Origin of the sequence: Roseateles sp. (assembly GCF_031397715.1) — a bacterium.
Classification (GTDB): domain Bacteria; phylum Pseudomonadota; class Gammaproteobacteria; order Burkholderiales; family Burkholderiaceae_C; genus Paucibacter_A.
Genome location: NZ_JANNMI010000394.1, coordinates 1 through 19,693 on the forward strand (window position 1 = coordinate 1; position 19,693 = coordinate 19,693).

Annotated in this window: 13 protein-coding genes; 11 read left to right on the plus strand and 2 right to left on the minus strand. The window is 65.0% G+C overall.

Annotated elements, in window-relative coordinates; genetic code table 11:
- From orn to RMO57_RS17025, 8 genes are all read left to right on the plus strand, one after another.
- Nucleotides 1-508, plus strand: a 508-nt coding sequence (gene orn / locus RMO57_RS16990) for an oligoribonuclease (RefSeq protein ID WP_310388617.1), incomplete at its 5' end; no start/stop codon positions are given.
- Between the two features lie 9 nt (nucleotides 509-517).
- The gene (locus RMO57_RS16995; RefSeq protein ID WP_310388618.1) at nucleotides 518-2,356 is read left to right on the plus strand and encodes a chorismate-binding protein; all 1,839 of its coding nucleotides are present in this window, start codon (nucleotides 518-520) and stop codon (nucleotides 2,354-2,356) included.
- 15 nt (nucleotides 2,357-2,371) lie between these two features.
- Nucleotides 2,372-5,050 (plus strand): DEAD/DEAH box helicase, encoded by a 2,679-nt coding sequence (locus RMO57_RS17000; RefSeq protein ID WP_310388619.1) that lies wholly within the window; start codon nucleotides 2,372-2,374, stop codon nucleotides 5,048-5,050.
- 556 nt (nucleotides 5,051-5,606) lie between these two features.
- A complete protein-coding gene (locus RMO57_RS17005; RefSeq protein WP_310388621.1) occupies nucleotides 5,607-7,241 on the plus strand; it encodes a DEAD/DEAH box helicase in 1,635 nt (544 codons plus the stop codon).
- 115 nt (nucleotides 7,242-7,356) lie between these two features.
- Complete coding sequence (locus RMO57_RS17010) at nucleotides 7,357-7,962, plus strand: cold shock and DUF1294 domain-containing protein (RefSeq protein WP_310388623.1); 606 nt, start codon at nucleotides 7,357-7,359, stop codon at nucleotides 7,960-7,962.
- A 7-nt stretch (nucleotides 7,963-7,969) separates the two neighbouring features.
- Nucleotides 7,970-9,286, plus strand: coding sequence for a hypothetical protein (locus RMO57_RS17015; RefSeq protein ID WP_310388625.1), 1,317 nt, complete (start codon nucleotides 7,970-7,972; stop codon nucleotides 9,284-9,286).
- Complete coding sequence (locus RMO57_RS17020; protein ID WP_310388627.1) at nucleotides 9,283-10,008, plus strand: hypothetical protein; 726 nt, start codon at nucleotides 9,283-9,285, stop codon at nucleotides 10,006-10,008. Before RMO57_RS17015 ends, RMO57_RS17020 begins: the two co-directional genes overlap by 4 nt.
- Nucleotides 10,009-10,010: 2 nt before the next feature.
- On the plus strand, nucleotides 10,011-12,830 hold the full coding sequence (locus RMO57_RS17025; RefSeq protein WP_310388629.1) for an ATP-binding protein: 2,820 nt from the start codon (nucleotides 10,011-10,013) through the stop codon (nucleotides 12,828-12,830).
- A gap of 112 nt (nucleotides 12,831-12,942) precedes the next feature.
- Here RMO57_RS17025 and RMO57_RS17030 read toward each other — a convergent pair whose 3' ends face one another.
- Complete coding sequence (locus tag RMO57_RS17030) at nucleotides 12,943-13,446, minus strand: hemerythrin domain-containing protein (RefSeq protein ID WP_310388631.1); 504 nt, start codon at nucleotides 13,444-13,446, stop codon at nucleotides 12,943-12,945.
- Nucleotides 13,447-13,813: 367 nt separating this feature from the next.
- Between RMO57_RS17030 and RMO57_RS17035 the strand changes: the two genes are divergently transcribed.
- Nucleotides 13,814-15,829, plus strand: coding sequence for a methyl-accepting chemotaxis protein (locus RMO57_RS17035; protein WP_310388633.1), 2,016 nt, complete (start codon nucleotides 13,814-13,816; stop codon nucleotides 15,827-15,829).
- Nucleotides 15,830-15,850: 21 nt separating this feature from the next.
- Here the strand turns inward: RMO57_RS17035 and argH are convergent, their stop codons facing one another.
- Nucleotides 15,851-17,257, minus strand: a complete 1,407-nt coding sequence (gene argH / locus RMO57_RS17040; RefSeq protein ID WP_310388635.1) for an argininosuccinate lyase — start codon at nucleotides 17,255-17,257, stop codon at nucleotides 15,851-15,853.
- Nucleotides 17,258-17,360: 103 nt separating this feature from the next.
- Between argH and RMO57_RS17045 the strand changes: the two genes are divergently transcribed.
- Complete coding sequence (locus RMO57_RS17045; RefSeq protein ID WP_310388637.1) at nucleotides 17,361-18,452, plus strand: sensor histidine kinase; 1,092 nt, start codon at nucleotides 17,361-17,363, stop codon at nucleotides 18,450-18,452.
- Nucleotides 18,453-18,474: 22 nt separating this feature from the next.
- The gene (locus RMO57_RS17050) at nucleotides 18,475-19,350 is read left to right on the plus strand and encodes a LytTR family DNA-binding domain-containing protein (protein ID WP_310388638.1); all 876 of its coding nucleotides are present in this window, start codon (nucleotides 18,475-18,477) and stop codon (nucleotides 19,348-19,350) included.
- Nucleotides 19,351-19,693: the final 343 nt, after the last annotated feature.

Here is a 19,693-nt window from a genome sequence, read left to right on the forward strand (position 1 = left end):
GGAAATGACCGGCCTCTACCCCGAGACCGACCGCATCATCGAGATCGCCGTGGTCGTGACCGATGCGAATTTGAATGTGAAGGTCGAAGGCCCGGTGTTCGCCATCCACCAAAGTGATGCGACGCTGGACAAGATGGATAACTGGAACAAGGGCACGCATGGCAAGAGCGGGCTGATTGACCGGGTCAAGGCCTCGACCATCACCGAGGACGAAGCGGTGGCGCAAACCATCGCCTTCTTGAAGCAATATGTGCCCGCCGGCAAGTCGCCGATGTGCGGCAATAGCATCTGCCAGGACCGCCGCTTTCTGGCCAATTACATGCCCAAGCTGGAAGCGTTTTTCCACTACCGCAACCTCGATGTGTCGACGCTGAAGGAGCTGGCCAAGCGTTGGAAGCCCGGCATCACGGCCGGCTTCAAGAAGGCGCAGGCGCACACGGCGCTGGCCGATATCCATGAGTCGATCGACGAGCTGGTTTACTACCGCGAACATTTCTTGAATCTTTGACGGCACAGCATGTCCGGCCAGCCTTTGGATCATCTTTGGGCCGCGTTTGACTTCCCACGCCATCCGCTGGCGCGCGAGGACGGTGAACGGGTGCGGGGTGCTTTCTACGGCCCGCCGACGCGCTGGCTGCGTGCTTTTCACGCCGCTGAGTTGGCCGAGGTGATCGACGCCGCCCACCAGGCCAGCCGTGATGGCGCCTGGGTCTTGGGCGGCCTGCGCTACGAGGCGGCGGGGGCCTTGGACGCGGCCTTGGTCGGGCAGGCGAGTGACTTGGCCCTGGCCGAGTTTGCGGTGTTCGAGACGGCGCCCGAGGCTTGGCCGGAGGCGACCACCACGGCCGGACCGCTGAGCAGCGCTTGGCTTGACTCCCAGTTGGATGCTCAGGAATGCTCGCAGATCGAACGTATCCGCGAGTGGATACGCTGCGGCGACTGCTACCAGGTCAATCTGACGACCCGGCTGAAGGCGCGGTTGTCGGATGGGGTGCCCCTCGCCGAGTTGTTTTTGGCCCTGCACCGCGCGCAGCCGGGTGGTTTTTCCTTGTTCTTGCGCGGGCTCAATGGGGAGCAGGGCGTGGCCAGCGTGTCGCCCGAGCTGTTCTTTGACTGGCGGCCGGTGCCGGACGCTCAGCGCAGCTGGTTGTTGGCCGCCCAACCGATGAAGGGCACGGCGCCGCGCGGTCACGACCGGGCTGCAGACGAGGCCGCGCAGGCCTATTTGCGCACCAGCGAGAAGGAGCGCGCCGAGAACCTGATGATCGTCGACCTGTTGCGCAACGACATCAGCCGGGTCGCGACGCTGGGTTCGGTGCGGGTGCCGCGGCTGTTCGAGTTGCTGGCCCTGCCGACGGTCTGGCAGATGACGTCCACCATCACGGCGGTGAGCCGGCCGCGCCTGCGCTTGTCCGAAGTGTTTGCGGCGCTGTTCCCTTGCGGCTCGGTGACCGGCGCGCCCAAGGTTCGCGCGATGCAGATCATCCAGGCGCTGGAGCCGGCTGCGCGCGGCTGGTATTGCGGTGCCTTGGGGCTGCTGCAGCCGGGCGGGGTGGTCAGCTTCAATGTGCCTATTCGTACGGTCGAGGCGAGCCCGCAAGGCTTGAGCGCCGGCGTGGGCAGCGCTATCACCTTGGATTCGAACGCTGCGGCCGAGGTCGCCGAGTGGCGTGCCAAGAGTCGGTTTTTGCTGCGCGCGCAGGCACCGATCGCGGCCTTGGAGACCCTGCGGCTGCAAGACGGTGTGTGTGTCCGCCTGGCCGGGCATTTGGCGCGGCTGCAAGGCACCGCCCAGTACTTCGGCTTGAAGCTGAATTTGAGCGAAGTGCGCAGCCGGCTTGCCGAGTTGTGTCGCACGCATGCCACGGGTTCGTGGCGTTTGCGCTTGACGGTGCAGGCCGACGGTACAGTGCGGGCTGAATGCGTGGCCTTGGCCGATACGCCGCTGCCGGTGGTTTTGGCCTTGGCCGATACTGCGATCGAAACCTGCGGCGCCGCGGCCGAATTCATCCGACACAAGACGACCAGGCGCGAGGTATACGCGGAGTTTGCCGAGGCCAAGCCGCCGCAGGCCTTTGACGCAGTACTCTGGAACCAGGCCAAGGAGTTGACCGAATGTACGTTTGGCAATCTTGCCTTGCGCATTGACGGCCAGTGGCTAACGCCTTACTTGCAGGCCGGGCTGTTGCCCGGCGTTTACCGCGAAGAATTATTGTTTGCTGGGCGCGTGCGCGAGGCGAGGCTGATGACGGCCGACCTTGCCCGCGCCGAAGAAATTGTTTTTTTCAATAGCCTGCGCGGCTGGTGTCAAGCCAGCCTGCTGCCGCGCAACGGTGAGGCCCTTGGCTCCACTTAAACATCAAATATTCCTATGGCCATCGCCCCTAAAACGCGCAGCAAGACCAGCGCCAAGACCGTCATCGCCGTGCCGTCGGCACCTGCCAGCAAACCCAAGCCCAAGGCCGCGAGCAAAGCGCCGGCAGCGCGCAAGGTGCTGGCGGTCGAGCAGCCCGTCGCCAAGCCTGCCGCCAAAGTAGCTGCCAAAGTAGCCGCCAAAGCAGCGGCCAGCGCCGTGCCGGCTAACAAGGCCGCGGCGGCAAAGAAGGCGCCGAGCAAAAAGTTGCTGCAAGCCATCGAGCTTGCCCTTGCTGCTGCCCCCGCTCCTGCCCTGGCCAAGGCGCCCGAGCGGGCGCCCAAACCGGCCCCCACACCGGTGGTAGAACTGCCACTAAAGAAGGCTGTGGCGAAGGCCGTCAAGAAAGCGCCGGCGAAGCAGATGAAGCAGATAGCCGCCAAAGCGGTCGTTCTTGCCGAGTTGCCCAGCCCGGCCAAGCCGCGGCGGGCCCCTAAGCTGCCCAAGGCAGCAGCGGTCGAGGTGGTGCCGCCGGTGACGGTTGCGCCCGCGGTCGAAGCCAACAAGACAGCAAAAAAGAGCGCCAAAAAGTCCCCCGCAAAGCCGCAAGCGGCAACGCCAGTCGCCGCCAAGCCGATTGCCAAGCCGGCACCTGTCCCTGCCGTTAAACCCGTGCCCGTGCCCGCGCCCGTGCCGGTGCCCAAGCCGCCTGCCAAGTTTTCTCTGCAGCGCCCCAGCCCAACCGCCGACGGTGTGTTTGGGGACTACCGGGTCGCCGAGTTGAGCGGCGGGCAGAGCTGGACGGTCTCGGTGCGTGGCACCAGTCTGATCGATTGCCGCTGCACCTGCGCAGACTTCTGCTTTGGTGAACGCGGCAGCTGCGAGCATGTGGAGTTTGCGCTGGGTAGTTTGTTGGATGAACCGCAGCAGCGCGCCGCACTTGAGCAGGGCCTGCGCACGGACTACAGCGAAATCTTGTTGGGCTACGGCGCTGCGCGTTATTTGCGTTGGCGCCAGGGTCAGCTTTGCCCACCCGAGCTGGCGCGTGAGGCGCAAGCCTTGCTGGATGAGCGCGGCCGCTTGCCGGCAGACGATGCCGACGATGTGGGCTTGTTGAGTGGCCTGTTGCAACTGGCGGCCGAGCTCGGTGCCGAGGTACGAGTTGAAGCCGGCGTGTGGGAGCAAATGGCCCTTGGCCGCGATGCCCGCCAGCGCGTGCAGTGCTTGGCTCAGGCCTATCCGCAAGGTTTGGAAAGTCCGGCACTGCGCGGCTTGCTCAAGCTGCCGTTGCCGCTTTATCAGCTGGAGTCAGCTTTGTTCGCGGCTTGTGCCGGGCGCAGCCTGGTGGCCGATGATCTGGGTCTGGGGCAATATGCGCCGGCCTTCGCTGCGACCGAGTTGTTCGCGCGCCATTTTGGTGTCGAGCGGGTGCTGGTGTTGTGCGCCGAATCCGCGCAGACGCGTTGGCTGGGCGAGGCGCAAACCCTCAGCCTTGCGGCCACACAAATGGTGTGGGGCGATGCCGACACCCGCAAGACCCAATGTCAAAGCCAAGGACAGGGGCTTGAGATCAAAATCGCGTCCCTGGCGTCCTTGGGCAGGGACATGAGTCTGCTGCAGGGCTTTGCTGCCGAGCTGATCGTGGTTGACGAGGCCGCCAGGTTGGACGTTGACGCGCTGGCCGCCTTGCGCCAACTCGACCGGGGCTTTCTGTTGATGCTCAGCGGGCAGTTGCTGGACGAGCGGCCACAAGCTTTGCTGCCCTTGGTGGACTTGCTTGATCGCTCGCGCAATGGGCCTTGGGAGCGCTTCTTGAGTCGCCATGTGCGGCGCAGCGGCCAGACGCTCAGCTACTTTGGCCTGGAGCGCCTCGATCAAACGCTGGAGCGGGTGATGTTCAGCCGCAGCCGCGCCGAGCTGCTGCCCACCTTGCCGGTGGCCTTGGTGCAGCTGCGTGCGGTCGCGCTGACGCCTCAGCAGTTGCTGCTGCAGCAACCTTTGTTGGCTGGCTTGCGGCAGGCCGTGGCGCGCTGGCAGCGCAGCGCTTATGTGTCGGCGGCCGAGCTCTTGCAGCTTCAACAGACGCTGCAGCAGCTGCGTCGTCTGGCCATCAGCCCGCAGCTGCTGATGAGCCCTCAGCAAGGCATGGTCGACGCACCAAAATTGAGTGCCGTGGCGGCACTGACGCGTGAACTGCTGGGCGGTGCGGCCGAGCGCTTGCTGGTGTTCAGCCAATGGGATGATGCCCTGGGCTTGTTGGCCGAGCGGCTGCAAGCTGGCGGCATCGACTTTGTGCAGCTGCATGCCGAACGCACTCTTGAGCAGCGCCTGGAGTTGCTGCGGCGCTGGCGCCATGCTACGGCCGCTACTGTTTTGCTTTGCAGCGACAAGGCCGTGCTGGGCTTGGACCTGCAGATCGAGCGGGTCGCGATGGTGAATCTGGAACTGCCTTGGGGCGAGGATCTGCTGGAACAGCGCTTGCTGAACTTGGTTAACGAGCATTCGCGCGGTTTGCCGATGATTCAGCTCTTGGCTCAAACAGGACTCGAACAAGCGATGTTGCAGGTACTCGACAATGTGGCCGAGTTGCCCTCGGGCGGCCTGGACGGCGATGCCAGTCGCCAACTCTTGTCAGGTGACGAATCGGATCGCTTTATGCATGCGCTGACGGCGTTATGTGGTGCTTTGACGGACTGAGTGACTGGCTGACGGACGGACGGGTGGGCGGGTGCTGCGGCGGCCAAGTGTGATTTTTCGCACTTGGTTGGCGGGTTTCGACGGCGGCGCGCGCAGAAGTTCATTCCGTGAAAACCCTAGTGTGCTATAGTCGCAGGCTTGCTTCGGTGATTACCGCTGCATTTCGTACGTCTCCTCTGACCTCCGTTCAGGCCACTGCCCAATCAGCATGATCCCCAAGATCAGATTGCGCGCAGTGACACCGGCCCAGCCCTCACGGGCGATGCCGGTGCACCCCTCCAGGGTGAAGCGCTGAACACCCTTCGGGTTCGGTCGGCGGCGATGCCGTCGCTTTGACTGTTCCCCCGGCGCCGCACCAGGCACCTCACGGCATGCTTTTGCCGTCTCCCAAGACCCGGTGCACGACGCGAGCTCGTCTCCCAGCGACTTTATTGGCTTGATGCGCAAAATTATGCTGCGCAGCAGGTGCGTGCGTTCGTCCGTTGATGCGGGCGGGGTACGGCATTGTTGAAAGAAAAAAATGAGTTTTGAAAATCTAGGCCTCCAAGAAGCCCTGTTGCGCGCTGTTAAAGATTCCGGCTACGAGACAGCCACCGAAGTACAAGCATTGGCGATTCCTGCCGGCCTGAAGGGCCTGGACATGATGGTGTCGTCGCGCACCGGCAGCGGCAAGACCGCCGCCTTCATCTTGCCCGCGCTGCAAAAAGTGCTGGACAGCCGTGCCAACCCAAGCGCACCTGTGCTGGACGAAAAAGGCCGCCGCAAGGTTCAAGGCCCCAAGGTCTTGGTGCTGTGCCCAACCCGCGAACTGGCGATGCAAGTGGCCAAGGCCGCGCAGACCTACGGCCGCCATGTGCCGGGCTTGCGTTTGTCGACCGTCCTGGGCGGCATGCCTTACGCCCTGCAGCTGAAGCAATTGAGCGGCCCGCTTGACATCCTGATCGCCACCCCTGGCCGCCTGTTGGACCACATGCAGTCGGGCCGTGCGGTGCTGGATAACGTCGAAATGCTGGTGCTTGACGAAGCCGACCGGATGTTGGACATGGGCTTCATCGACGACATCAAGACCATCGCCGAGCGCATCCCCGCCACCCGTCAAACGGTGATGTTCAGCGCGACCTTCGCCGGTCACGTGGGCCGCTTGGCGCAAGACTTGCTGCGTGACCCCATGCGCATCGACGTCGCCTCGCACACCGACACTCACGAAAACATCACCCAGCGTCTGCACTGGGCCGACAACAACAACCACAAGGACCAGTTGCTTGAGCATTTGCTGGCCGACAAGGATGTTGACCAGGCTCTGGTGTTCACCAGCACGCAGCGCGATGCCGACTGGTTGGCTGAGCGTCTGCAGGAACTCGGCCATTCGGTCGCGCCACTGCACGGCGGCATGCCACAAGGTCGCCGCAACCGCGTGCTGATGGCTTTGCGCCGGCGTGAAGTGAAGGTTTTGGTTGCCACCGACGTTGCCGCTCGCGGCATCGACGTGCCGACCATCACCCACGTGATCAACTACGGCCTGCCGATGAAGGCCGAGGACTATGTGCACCGTATCGGCCGTACCGGCCGTGCTGGCCGCGCTGGTCTGGCAGTCACCTTGGCCGGTCGTGATGATGTGTCGATGATTCGCCGCATCCAGCAGTTCACGACGCAGCAAATCCCGGTCGCGCAGATCGAAGGTTTGGAGCCTAAGTCGCAAGAGCCACGCATCTTCCCGCCACGGCCCGCTGGTGCCGGTGGTTTTGAAGACCGCGGTGCTCGTCCGGCTTGGGGTGCCAAGCCCGGTTTCGGTGGCGGCAAGAGCTTCGGCGGCGGCGGCAAGAGTTTTGGTGGCGGCGCAGGTCGGCCGTTCCAGCCCCGTGAAGGCGGCGGTCAACCCTTCAACCGCGATGCAGGTCGCCCGGCCGGCTTCGAGCCACGTGGTGACTTCCGTCAGGACAGCCGCCCATCGTTCGACCGTGCACCGGCCGACCGTGGTAACAGCGGTGGCAATGATCGTGCGAATGATCGTGGTTTCGCGCCACGGGGCGACTTCGCTCCCCGCAACGATCGCCCATCGTTTGGCGACAACAAGCCATCGTTCGGTCAAGACCGTCGTCCAGCCGGTGGCTTTGATTCGCGCGGCCCCGGTGGCCCAAAGCGTAGCGGCCCTCCAAGCGGCGGCCCACGTCGCAGCGGCTTCGGTCGCTGATTGATGATGATGATGACGGTGCCTTGAACCAAGGCGCTGTCATTGCGTGAAAGCCCGCTGCGAAGCGGGCTTTTTTATTGGGACAACAGCATTTCAGCGTCAGCAACTCTTTCCTATGCGCCAACAAGGTCTGCTCAGCCAATGGGATGATGCCAAAGGCTATGGCTTCATCACGCCCGCCAATGGCGAGCCCAAGCTGTTCGTCCATATCAAGGCCTTCGATCTGCGGGCCGAGCGGCCGCGCCTGGGTGAAACCTTGAGCTTCGAGATTGGCCATGACGGCCAAGGCAAGCGCCGCGCGCTGAACGTGCGCGGGCAGCAGCAGCTGCCGGCCGCCAATCCTTCGGTAAAAGTGTTCAGCAGGCTGTGGTTGATCCCGGCCTTTGCCGCGCTCTACCTGCTTTGCCATCTGCTCTGGCCTTTGCCGCCGGCGGTCTGGGGTACCTATATGGCGATGAGCATGGCCAGCTTCATCGTCTACGCCGGTGACAAGCGAGCGGCCGCCAAGGGCCACGCGCGGGTGCCGGAGCGCACCTTGCATGGCTTGGCCCTGGCCTGCGGCTGGCCGGGGGCCTTGCTGGCACAGCATTTACTGCGCCACAAATCCAGCAAGCCCGCCTTTGTGCGCGTTTTTTGGTTCACGGTCGGTGGCAATGTGTTGCTCTTCGTCCTGCTGGCTACGCCGCTGTTGAAACAGTTGCTGCGCTTGGTGCAGGGATAATCAGGCGATGCGGGAGAACCCAAACCCAGCGAGCGAAGACGAAGCTCGTTTTGAAGACTATTTTCGCGAGGCGGCGGCTCCCAGTGAGTCGCAATTGCTGTGGCAGCTGGAACGCCAAGAGGGCCTGACGGCAGGCTTGCGGGCGCTCTTTCACGGCCCGGCCAGCTTGGTCAAGCTGCGCGTCTGGGTGTTTCTGGAGGTGATGGCGATGCCGGCCTCGCGCATCAGCCGTGAAGCCTTCAACCAGCATTTCCATCTGCTGCGCGACGAGCCGCTGGAGTTGGTGCTGAAGCGCTTTCGGGAGGCCGACCTGCTGCTCTGGGACGGCTCCAACCAGCAGTACGGCGTGACGCCCTTGGCCCAGCAGTTGTTGGGGGTCTTGACGCCCTTGATCACAAGCAGCGGCCAGGACGCCGACCTGACCGCCTTGTTGGCCAATGTGGCCGGCGCGCACCAGCTCGGCACCTTGGACCCGGCCCAGCTGCAGCATTTGCAGGCTCAGCTGTCCCGGCTTTATGACGAGTTTGCCGATTCGATCGCGAGTGGCTCCGAGTTCCATCTGAAGCGTGCGCGCCAGCGTTTCGGCAAGGCGATGAGTCTGGTCGCCAAAGCCAATGACGCGTTGACCGCCATCATGGTGCAGGCGCAGGAGCAGGGTAACGCCAAACTTGAGCGGCTTGCGCGTGAACTGGGTCTGGCGCAGGCGCGGCTGTTGGCGATGGCCAGCCAGTTCAACCGGGCCTTGCAGCAGGCCGACCGCCAACGCGTCACCTTGGGCTCGACCGGCATCACCACCACCGACGTGCGGCGTTGGTTGCAGGGCGTGCATTTTCTGGAGAATCTATCTTTAGGCGCGCTGTCCAGGCCGGTCCATCCGGTGCTGGTGTCCCAGCATGAGTTGCTGGACACGGCGGAAGCCGAGTTCGAGCGGGATAGGCCTAGGCCCAAGGAGGTTGAGCCGCTGCCGACGGCGCAGGCTGCGCCCGAGGGCGAACTGGCGGTGATGAGCTTGCCGCCCGAGATGGGGCTGATGCAGGCCTTGCTGAATCGCTGGGCCGAGGCCGGCGAGCTGGAGCAAGACCTGGCACCTGCCGTCCTGGGCGGCAGTTATGCGCGCGCGTCCTACCGTGCGCAATTGCTGCCGCTGCTGGGTGACCCGCAGGCGCAGCATCTGGCCGGTGCCACCGGCGATATGGCGCGCCAGCCCTGGCGTGTGCATTGGGGCGTCGAGCAAGGCCCCATCGATGACGAGTACATACGCTGGATGAGCCGTGGTGTGCTGCGTGCGAGTGACAACAAAAACAATGAGGAAGACCCGGAATGAGCGCAGCTCTTGATGATGCGGCCGCCCTGGCGGCGCAATTGCTGGCGCGCCGCTGGTTGCCACGCAGCCACCCGCTGGTGCGGCGCGCGCTGATCGACACCGATATCTGGACAGCGCTGAGTGAGCGGCTCGCGGCGGTGGGCTTGCGCGTGATCGACAACCTCTATGCCGACCACATCAGCGTCGCCATGCTGCGCCCGGCCGAGGTGGCGGTGTTCGGCGAAACCGGTCTGGCCGCCAACAACAACCTGGATTTGCCGCGCGACGGCGTCGCCTTGCTGGTGATTCTGTGGGCCTTGATCGTGCTGCCCAAGCGTCAGCGCCAGGTCGCGCGGGCCGACGCCAAGGGGGCTGGGCAGGAGGGTCAAAACGAAATGTTCGCCACCGACAAGCCGCTGCCGACGGCCGCCAGCGTCAGCCCGACGCTGTCCTACCGCAGCCTGCTGGTCGACTTCGGCAACCAGCTGGGCAAGAAGATGCGGCTGGACACCAACCTGAAACTGCTGGAACGTAACGGCTTCATCACACGGCGCGGCGAGGACATCGCCGAGGGCCCGCTGCTCGACCTGCTGCTGGACTACGACACCCTGGCGCCGCGCATCCTGGACGGCGCGCTGGCCGATGTGCTGGCGCGCACGACCGATCCGCTGGCCGCCCCGGCGCTGGCCCAAATGCGTCCAAGCGCCGACGCTATTCCCCTCTCGCCCGAGCAAGACGACTGACCATGTTCCATCTGCAATCTCTAGAACTGCTGCACTGGGACTATTGCCAGCGCGTCACCATGCCGCTGGACGGCGCCATCATCACCATCGCCGGCCCGAACGGCTCGGGCAAGACCACGCTGCTGGACGCGATGCGCACGCTCTTGGGCCTGGAATGCTCGGGCGGGCGCACCTACAAGACCTATGCCCGCCACGCTAACGCCGAGACTGCCTGGTTGCGGGCGCTGGTGGACAACCGCCCGCGCGGCCGCCAGAACAGCTCGCGGCCGTTTGCCAGCTCGCTGATTTATTCGGACCAGGTCACCTTGGCCTGCCGCATCGAGCGCCACGGCGGCGACTGGCAGCGCCGCTACATGATGGTGGACGGCGTGCAGACCATCGAGCAATTGGCAGAAGCTGCCGAGAAGGAATGGATGGGCATCGAGGCCTGGCGGCGGCGCCTGGAAGCCGCCGGCCTGACGCGCGCGATCGGCCGCGTGCTCGCACTGGAGCAGGGCCAGACCGACCGTTTGTGCGAGCTGTCACCGAAGGAGTTGCTGCGCCTGGTGTTCGAGGTTTTTGGCGACCAGGAGGTGCTGGACCGCTACGACCAGGCGCGCAGCCACCAGCAGCATTTGCTCAAGGAAGTGGAGCAGGCCGGCCATGAGCTGGTCCACACCCAGGCGCAGATGTCCGACCTGGCCAACCGCGTCACCAGCTACCAGCAGTACCAGCTGCGGCTGCGCGAGCGCGAGCGCCTGGCCGCCGAGGTCTTGCCGGTCTTGCAGTGGAGCGAGGCGCGGGCACGCACGGCGCAAGGTCTGCGCGAGCTGCACCGGCAGCGCTTGTTTGCCGGTGCTGATGCCCGCGCGCAGACGGCCAAGCGGGCCGAGTTGCATGCCTTGTTTGCATCCTCGCAACAGGCCAAACAGCGCCTGACCGAGCTGGAGCAGGAGCGGCGCCAGAACCGCGCCGGCTTTGAGGCCGCCCGCGCGGCCGAGCGGCCGATGGAACTTTTGGCCAAGCGCGAGGAAGAGCTGAAGGTCTTGGCGGCGGTGGAAACCGACGCGCAGGAATTGGCGCAACGCTTGGGGGACTTGAGCGGCCGCCAGCATGGCCTGCGCGAGAGCTTCACGCGCGCCAATGACCAGAGCAAAAAGGCGCAGGCCGCGCTCGACGGCCTGGCCGGCCAGCGCCTGCCGCCGCCACCGGTCGAGGTGACGCGCTTTCGGCGCGCGCTCGATGACGCCGGCATCCATCATCATGTGCTGGCCGATTGCATCGACATTGCCGATGAGGCCTGGCGCGCTGCGGCCGAAGGTCTGCTGCGCCCCTCCCGCTGGGTGGTGGTGTTAGCACGGCCCGCTGACGAGGCCCATGCCTTTGCCCTGGCCTCGCGCGAGCGCTACCGCCATTACGTGGTGGCCGAGGGCGAGAGCGCGCCGGCCATCGCCCCGCCCGATTCTTTGCTGGCGGCGCTGAAGATCAATGCCAAGCTGCCGGCCTGGTTGCTGCGCCAACTGGGCGGCATCCGCCGGGTCAAGGACACCGAGGCCGGCGCTAAAACTGGTGGCGAATGGGTCACACCGGACGCCTATTACCGCGACGCTCGCGGCGGGCGCAGCCTCTGGGTCGAGCCACGTGACTTCCAGTTCGGAGTGTCGGCGCTGGAGAGTCGCCGCAAGGCGCTGGAGAGCGAGTTGGCGCGCTATGACGCCGAGCTGAGCCGCCTCGCCAAGGAGCAGGCCGAGGTCGAGCGCCAGTTCAAAGACGCGCAACGTGCGGCCCTGGGCCATAAGGCGGCCAAGGAGCTGGGCGAGCGGGCGGAAGAATTTGCCGCCGCTCGCAGCCGTTTGCCGGCGCTGCGCCAGGCCCGCGCCGAGGCCTCCGCCCGCATGACGGCGCTGGAAGCCGAGCATGACCGCGCGCTGACCGCGCAGAGCCGCAGCGAGCGCGACTATGAGGCCGCGCAGCTGAGCCTGAAGGCCAGCGAAGACAACGTTGGCCGCGCCGAGCGCGAGCAGATCATGCGTTTGCAAGAGCTCAAAAGCCAGGCCCGTGCCTCACGTGAAGCCAAGGCGCGCTTCCCCGCCGCCTGGGTGCAGAGTGCTACCTTGCAGGCTTTGCGCGACGAATTCGAGAACGCCAAGCAGGCCGAAATTGCCGGCCGCCATGTGCAGGCCGAGCTGGAAAAAGGCGTCTGGGAGACCGACCCGCAGGTGCAGGAGCGCCACCACCGCATGAGCGTGGCGGTGTTGGAGCAGACCACCCAGCTCGACGACCGGCGCGCCAGCAACGAGATGGCGCGCATCGCCGCTTTCAACGCGCGCGAGCGCTATATCGACGTGCTGCGCGCAACGGTGCGGCGCTACAAAAAGAATGTGCAGGAGCTGGGCGAGTTGGCCGGCGTGATCGCCGTGGCCGAGTTGCCGCATCTGGACAACGACGATATGGTGCTGGCGCAGGCCGGTTTGATGGTCAAGTTCAACTTCGACGGCAAGGGCGAGGTGGGTTTGAACGACGGCGAGGCCTCGGGCGGCCAGCAGGTCTTGAAGAGCCTGATTCTGCTGGTCGGCCTGATGAAGGATGACGACTCGGCCGGCGGCTTCGTCTTCATCGACGAGCCGTTTGCGCATCTGGACGTGCGCAATATTCAGCTGGTCGGCCACTTCTTGCGCTCGACCCGCGCGCAGTACTTGCTGACCACGCCGATCACCCACAACGTCGAGGTGTTCGAGCCCAGCGAGATCACGCTGGTGACCAGCAAAAAGGGCCGTGGCGAGCGTTGGGCGCCGCCGATCGCGGTGTTGGCGCGGCGGGCGGAGAAGTCGATTTACGACTGAAAAAATTGAAGCTCCGCATTCGCGCGAAGGGCACTGACTTAGCACTGGCATTGATCTCGTAATTTTTGCTGCGCAAAAAGGCGTACTCGGAGGCGAGCGAATACACAGCCGATCAGCCGCAGCTGCCGCTGCCGCACGAACTGATGGGCGCGGCGCCGGCCAGCGCGGCCTCAACAAAGCTGCCGGTGGCCGGGTCGAAGCCGACTTGCGTCATATGAAAGACCAGCGCCGCGTCCATCATCTCGGCATGCGCGGGGAACCAGTTCGCCAGCTCGGTCAGCAGATTGCGCAGCGGGGCCAGGTCTTGCGTGGTCAGCGTGTGCACCAGCACCTCGCGCATCACGTCCAGCACCATCGCATGCTGCTTGCTGTGGCAGTTGTCGGCGGCGAAACCGGTCGCGGCCATGAAACCTTCTTCTATCGCGAAGTGCGCTTCGGTATGGACCAGCAGGCGTTGATAAATGGGCAAGACCTCCAACGGGCTGCTCGCTGCCGCCTGCAAGCAGCCGCCGAGCTCATTCAGCAGGGCCACAAATTCTTGATGCGTTTGGTCGATCTGGGGCTGATTGAGGCTCAGCGCGTCGGTCCAGTTCAGGGTGTTTGCAATTGCGTTCATGGGGTGGCAGATTAGCGCAGGCCGCCACCAGTTCGCTCTAGCTCGGCCCCCAAAATGGCCCAAACAGCGAGCCGTCTGAACACAGTTTGCGCTGGGTCAAACTGTTGGCCACGCGCAGCTGGCGCCGTAGCGATGCCTGAACTGATTCACCTCCCGGTGTCGCGAACAGAATCCTGAAAATACACGAGTCATAGGCCAAACGGATCATCAAGGCGCTCGCATTGTGAAGATGGCCGTGACCTAACGCTCAACTCTCGCCATTCACGCACCCGAGCGCTGCCAAGATGCCTGCGCCAGTTGTGCATACCTGTGCAGTTCGTTCCGTATGCCCTGGCGCTAACCAGCTAGTTGAACGGATGCTAAAAAGATGAAAAACAAGAACAGCAGGGCAGGGGCGGCAACGCGCAACGCGCGTGCCACGGGGGGAGCAAGTTTCTTCAGGCATCACGGTGTCTGGGCGATCGGTGTGCGGCTATTCCGCCATCTGAGTTTCAGGAGCAAGGCGATTTGCATCAGCATGGCGTTTGGCGTGCCAATCGTGCTGCTGAGCCTGAGCTTTTTGCAGACTCAGCAAGCGCAGCTGGACTTCGTCCGCAAGGAGCGCGCCGGCGTGCGCGTGATGACCGAGCTGCAGCCGGTGCTGGCTGGGCTGCTGGAGGCCCGCAATGCGACACGGGCCATGCTCGGCGGCCATGACGCGGCAGCCGCCGACTTGCAATCTGCACGCAGCCAGGTGGACCTGGCGTTGCAGCGTTTGTTGGGCACCGAGCAGTTTGACTTGGCCACGCTGGACCTGCAGCCGCAATTGCGGCAAGTTCAGCAGGCCTGGACCACCAGCCTGGCCGCGCCGCGCGGCGTGGACGCCCAAGGGCGTACCGTCTACGGCCCGGTCTCGGAGGCGGTGGTGCAATTGCTGCAGGCGGTCGGCGACAACGCCAAGCTGGTGCTGGACCCGCAGCTGGAAAGCTCCTACCTGATCAACGCGATGGTGCTGACCCTGCCCAAATTGGCCGAGAACCTGGGGCAGCTCTGGGGCTGGTCGACCTATGGCGTGGCGCAGGGCGGCCTCAGCCTGCCGGAGTACCGCCGCTATGCCGTTTGGGATGCCGGTGTACAGAGCGGCATGCTGACGCTGCGCGGTCACCTGGCACGCGCCGCGCATGCGCGGCCCGCCTTGGCCCAGCGCTTGGCGCTGGCGCCGCTGGACCAGGTCGACGCCTACCGCAGCCAGGTCAGCGACCCGGCCCAGCTGATCGCGGCGGCTCTTGAGCCGGCCGAGGCCTATGCTTTGGGTCAGCGGTCGCTGCGCCAGTTTCTGGCCCTGTCCGGCGGGGGCCTGGCCGCGCTGGACGAGTTGCTGGCCGAGCGCGAGGCCCAGTTGCTGGACATCCGCAGCAGGCTGGCTTGGCTGACGGCGGGCTTTTTGTTGCTGGCCGGCTATCTGTTTCATTCCTTCTTCCTGGTCATGAACGGCGGCCTGAAGGAGGTGCGGCGGCATTTGCTGGCGATGATGGCGGGCGATCTGACCACTCGGCCCGACCCCTGGGGCCAGGACGAGGCGGCGCGGCTGATGCACACCTTGCGCGATATGCAGCAGTCCTTGTGCGTGATTGTGTCCAGCGTGCGCGATGGCTCACAGACGATTTTGCAGGCCAGCGAGCGGATGGCACAGGGTGCGCGTGACCTGTCGGATCGGGCCGAACAAAGCGCCGAGCGGCTGCAGCACTCGGCCTCGGCGATGGCGCAGATCTCAAGCGCCGTGCAGCAGACCGCCGAGCATGCGGCGCAGGCCGAGGGCATGGCGCGCGACAACGCGGCGGTCGCACAAAGCGCTTGCATCCAAGTCAGCGGCCCGAACGGCATCATGGGCAGCATGAGCGGTATCGAGCAGACCTCGGGGCGCATGGAAGACGTGATTGGGCTGATCGACAGCCTGGCGTTTCGCACCAATATCCTGGCACTGAATGCGGCGGTGGAGGCGGCGCGGGCCGGCGAGCAGGGGCGCGGTTTTGCGGTGGTGGCGACCGAGGTGAGGGCGCTGGCGCAGCGTTCGGCCGCGGCCTCGCAAGACATTCGCGCGCTGATCCGCGCCAATCTGGACTGCGTGGACGCCGGCAGTGCCGAGGTGCAGGTGGCCGGCGCCACCATGACCCGCATCGAGCAAAGCGCCCACAGCATGCAGCGCTTGCTGGAGCAGATCGCACGCGGCGCCGCGGCTCAGCGTCTGGGCGTGGCCGAGGTAGGCGAGTCGGTGCTGCAGCTCGACGCGCTGACGCAGCAAAACGTCGGCCTGGTCGAACAAAGCGTGGCCGCCTCGGCCGAGCTGCAGGATCGGGCCAGTGCCTTGGTGACCGGCGTGGCGCGTTTCAGATTGCCGGCTTGAACCTGTTGGGCGCTGCTGCCACTACGCCAGCCGCACCCGGTGCCTGGCAATCTGCGCCCGCACCTGCGCCGGCGCGGTGCCGCCCAGAATATTGCGGGCGTTCAGCGAGCCGCGCAGCGACAGCACCTCGAACACGTCTTCGCCAATGCGGGCGTCGAATTTTTGCAGCTCGCTCAAGGGCAGGGCCGACAGATCCAGCCCGGTGCCGATCGCCGTCTTGACCGCGTGGGCAACGATCTCGTGCGCGTCGCGAAAGGCCAGGCCTTTTTTGACCAGGTAGTCGGCCAGGTCGGTGGCGGTGGCATAACCCTTCAGCGCAGCGCGCTCCATCGCCTCGGGTTTGACGCTCAAGCCCCCCATCATCTCGGCAAAGATGCGCAGCGTGTCCTTGAGCGTGTCGACGCTGTCGAACAGCGGCTCCTTGTCTTCCTGGTTGTCCTTGTTATAGGCCAGCGGCTGGCCCTTCATCAAGGTGATCAAGCCCATCAGATGGCCGACCACGCGGCCGGTTTTGCCGCGTGCCAGCTCGGGCACATCGGGGTTTTTCTTCTGCGGCATGATGGAAGAGCCGGTGCAAAAGCGGTCCGCCAAGTCGATGAAACCAAAGCTCTGGCTCATCCACAAAATCAGCTCCTCGCTGAGGCGCGAGATATGCACCATCACCAGCGACGCGGCGGCCGTGAATTCGATCGCGAAGTCGCGGTCGGAGACGGCGTCGAGGCTGTTCTGGCAGACCGCTTCCATGTTCAATGTGCGGGCGACGCGCTCGCGGTCGAGCGGGTAGCTGGTGCCGGCGAGTGCGGCCGCACCCAAGGGCAGGCGGTTGACGCGCCGACGCACATCCGCCATGCGCTCGGCGTCTCTCGCAAACATCTCCACATAGGCGAGCAAATGGTGGCCAAAGCTGACCGGCTGGGCCACTTGCAAATGGGTGAAGCCGGGCAGTATCACCTCGACATTTTTCTCGGCCACATCGACCAGGGCGGTCTGCAGCGCGGCCAACAAGACGCTCAGCTCATCGATCTCGCCGCGCAACCACAGCCGCACATCGGTGGCGACCTGGTCATTGCGGCTGCGGCCGGTGTGCAGGCGTTTGGCCGGCATGCCGATCAGCGCGGTCAGGCGCGCCTCGATGTTCAGGTGCACGTCCTCCAGATCGAGCTGCCAATCAAAGGTGCCGGCCTCGATTTCGGCGCGGATGCTCGCCATGCCTTGCTGGATCGACGCATGGTCGTCGGCGCTCAAAATGCCCTGCGCCGTCAGCATCTCGGCATGCGCCAGGCTGCCCTCGATATCGGCCGCCCACAGGCGCTTGTCAAAGAACACGCTGGCGGTGTAGCGCTTGACCAGATCGCTCATCGGCTCCGAAAACAGCGCGGACCAGGCTTGGGCTTTGTTGGCGAGGGGGTTTTCTGAGACTGAGGACATGGCGGTCGGGCTGGCGGTTAGGAGGGTAAGGCGCCGGCTTGACTGACAATCCGGAGCAACGCGATTCTATCGAGCCGCATCCTTAGCAGAGCGAAAGCAAGTCTTGAAGCACAGCCCCAAGCCCTCGGATTGGCCCGACAGCAGCGTCCCGGGCTGCGCGTCCAGCGACGCGAACGACCGCGTGTTGCTGCCCTTGTTTGATCCCGAACGGGTCTTCGATGTCTGCCATGTCGGCCTGGTGCTGCGCGCGGTGCTGGGCGTGCAGGGTTTGCTGGCACTGGGTCTGGCCCTGGCTTCCCGAGATTTGACGCAGTGGATGCAAAGCATGGCCAGCGGCACGGTGGTGACGCTGTCGGCGGTGTTGGCCTGGCTCTTGCTGGTTTGCAGCGCGCGCCGCCCCTTGGCGCGGCTGCCGCAGCTGTGGCAATGGCTGTTGTTGATGGGGCTGGGCGCGCTGTGCGGCGTGGCCGGCTGGCAGCTGCTGAACCTGGCTAACCTGGCTAACCTAGCTAACGACGAGTCCAGCAGCGCCTTCAGGCTGGGCGGCGTGGGGCTGGCCGGCGCCGCCACCGCCGGGCAGTTGCTGGCTTGGCTGAAACAGCGCGAACGTGCGCAGCGCCCCGCCGACGCGATGGCCAAGCTGGTCGAATTGCAGGCGCGCATACGCCCGCATTTTTTGTTCAACACGCTCAATAGCGCGATTGCCTTGGTGCGCCTGGATCCGCAAAAAGCCGAAGGCTTGCTGGAGGACCTGAGCGAGTTGTTCCGCGTTGCCCTGGCCGACGCCAGCGCCGTGGTCAGCCTGGACGCCGAGATCGAGTTGGCGCGCCGCTACCTTGACATCGAGCAGATCCGCTTTGGTGAGCGCCTGCGCATTCAATGGCGCCTGGACCCGGCGGCCGGTGGCGCCAAAGTGCCGCCCTTGTTGCTGCAGCCGCTGGTCGAGAACGCGGTGCGTCACGGCGTGGAGCCCAATGAGGGCGGCGGTGAGGTCGAAATCAGCACCAAGCGCCTGGGCAGCGAGGTGGAGATTTGCGTGCTCAACACCGTGGGGCTGCCGGCAAACACATCCGGTCACGGTTTGGCGCTGCGCAATGTGCGCCAGCGGCTGCGTCTGATGCATGATGTGGCCGCGCGCTTCGAGCTCAAACGCGAGCCCACGAGTTTCAGCGTGCGCATCGTTCTACCTCTTTAGGTTTCCCCCTTTAGCCGACGCCATGACTTTGCCGCCTTGTTTGAAAGTTCTGCTGGTTGACGACGAAGCGCTGGCTCGCCTGCGCCTGCGCAGCTTGTTGGAGGGCTGCGTTGATCCGCGCGCCGAGGTCGTCGCGGAGGCCGGCAGTGCTTCGCAGGCACAGGCATGGCTGCGCGACCATCATTGCGACCTGATCCTGTTGGATATACAGATGCCAGGCCCCGACGGCATGCAATTGGCCAGCACCTTGCGGGCGCTGGGCCAGCAGGGCGGGCAAAGTCCGGCCCTGGTGTTCGTCACCGCCCATACCGAGCATGCGGTGCAGGCGTTTGATTTGGATGCCACTGACTACCTGACCAAACCGGTGCGGCGCGAGCGTCTGCAGGCGGCCTTGGTGCGGGTGGCCCAGCGCTTGGCCGAGCGCGCCGCCATGCAGGCCAGGCCCGCGGGTCAGACCTTGTCCGCTGACGCTGCGGGCGGGGTGATCACCGTGACGGACCGCGGCCGGCTGCTGCGCGTGCCCTTGGCCGAAGTGCTGTATCTGAAGGCCGAGCTGAAGTACCTGACGCTGCGCACGGCGACCCAAAGCCTGGTGATGGACGGCAGCCTGGCGGACCTGGAGCCGCGCCTGGGCGAGCGCTTTTTGCGCGTGCACCGCAATGCGCTGGTGGCCAAGGCGGCGGTGCGCGAGTTGCAGCGCCATGCGGTCAGCCATGCCGGTGAGGACGAAGCCAGCGGCGACAGAGGCGACAGCGCCGATGGTGCTGAAGGTTGGGCGGTGCGCATTGGCGGCGTCAATGAGTGGTTGGCGGTGTCCCGGCGGCAAGTGGCGGCGGTGCGTGAAGCACTGGCGGGGCAAGGCGGCCGCGCAGAGCTCCATCCCCAAGCCGGTGGATGAGCGGCTGGGCGGGTCCTTGCTGCCCAGACCCAGCCCATCAACCTCGACCGAGAGCACCAAGTAAGCGTCTACTTGAGCGGCGCCCATCAACACATCGGAGCGGGCAAAGCGCCCGGCATTGTGCAGCGCTGCCTGTATGGCCAGCACCACCAAGCGGGCGTCAAAACACCAAGCGGGCGTCCAAATACCAAAAAGGCGGTGCCTGGCTGTCATGCACGAACAGGGCCAGCAGCGCTCGGTTCATGCCGCTATTTCACCAGTTTGCCGAAGTTGGAGGCCGGGCTGTTGGATAACGCCACCGCCGCTCCCTTGGCCTGCAAGGCGCTCAGGGTCTCGCGCAGTT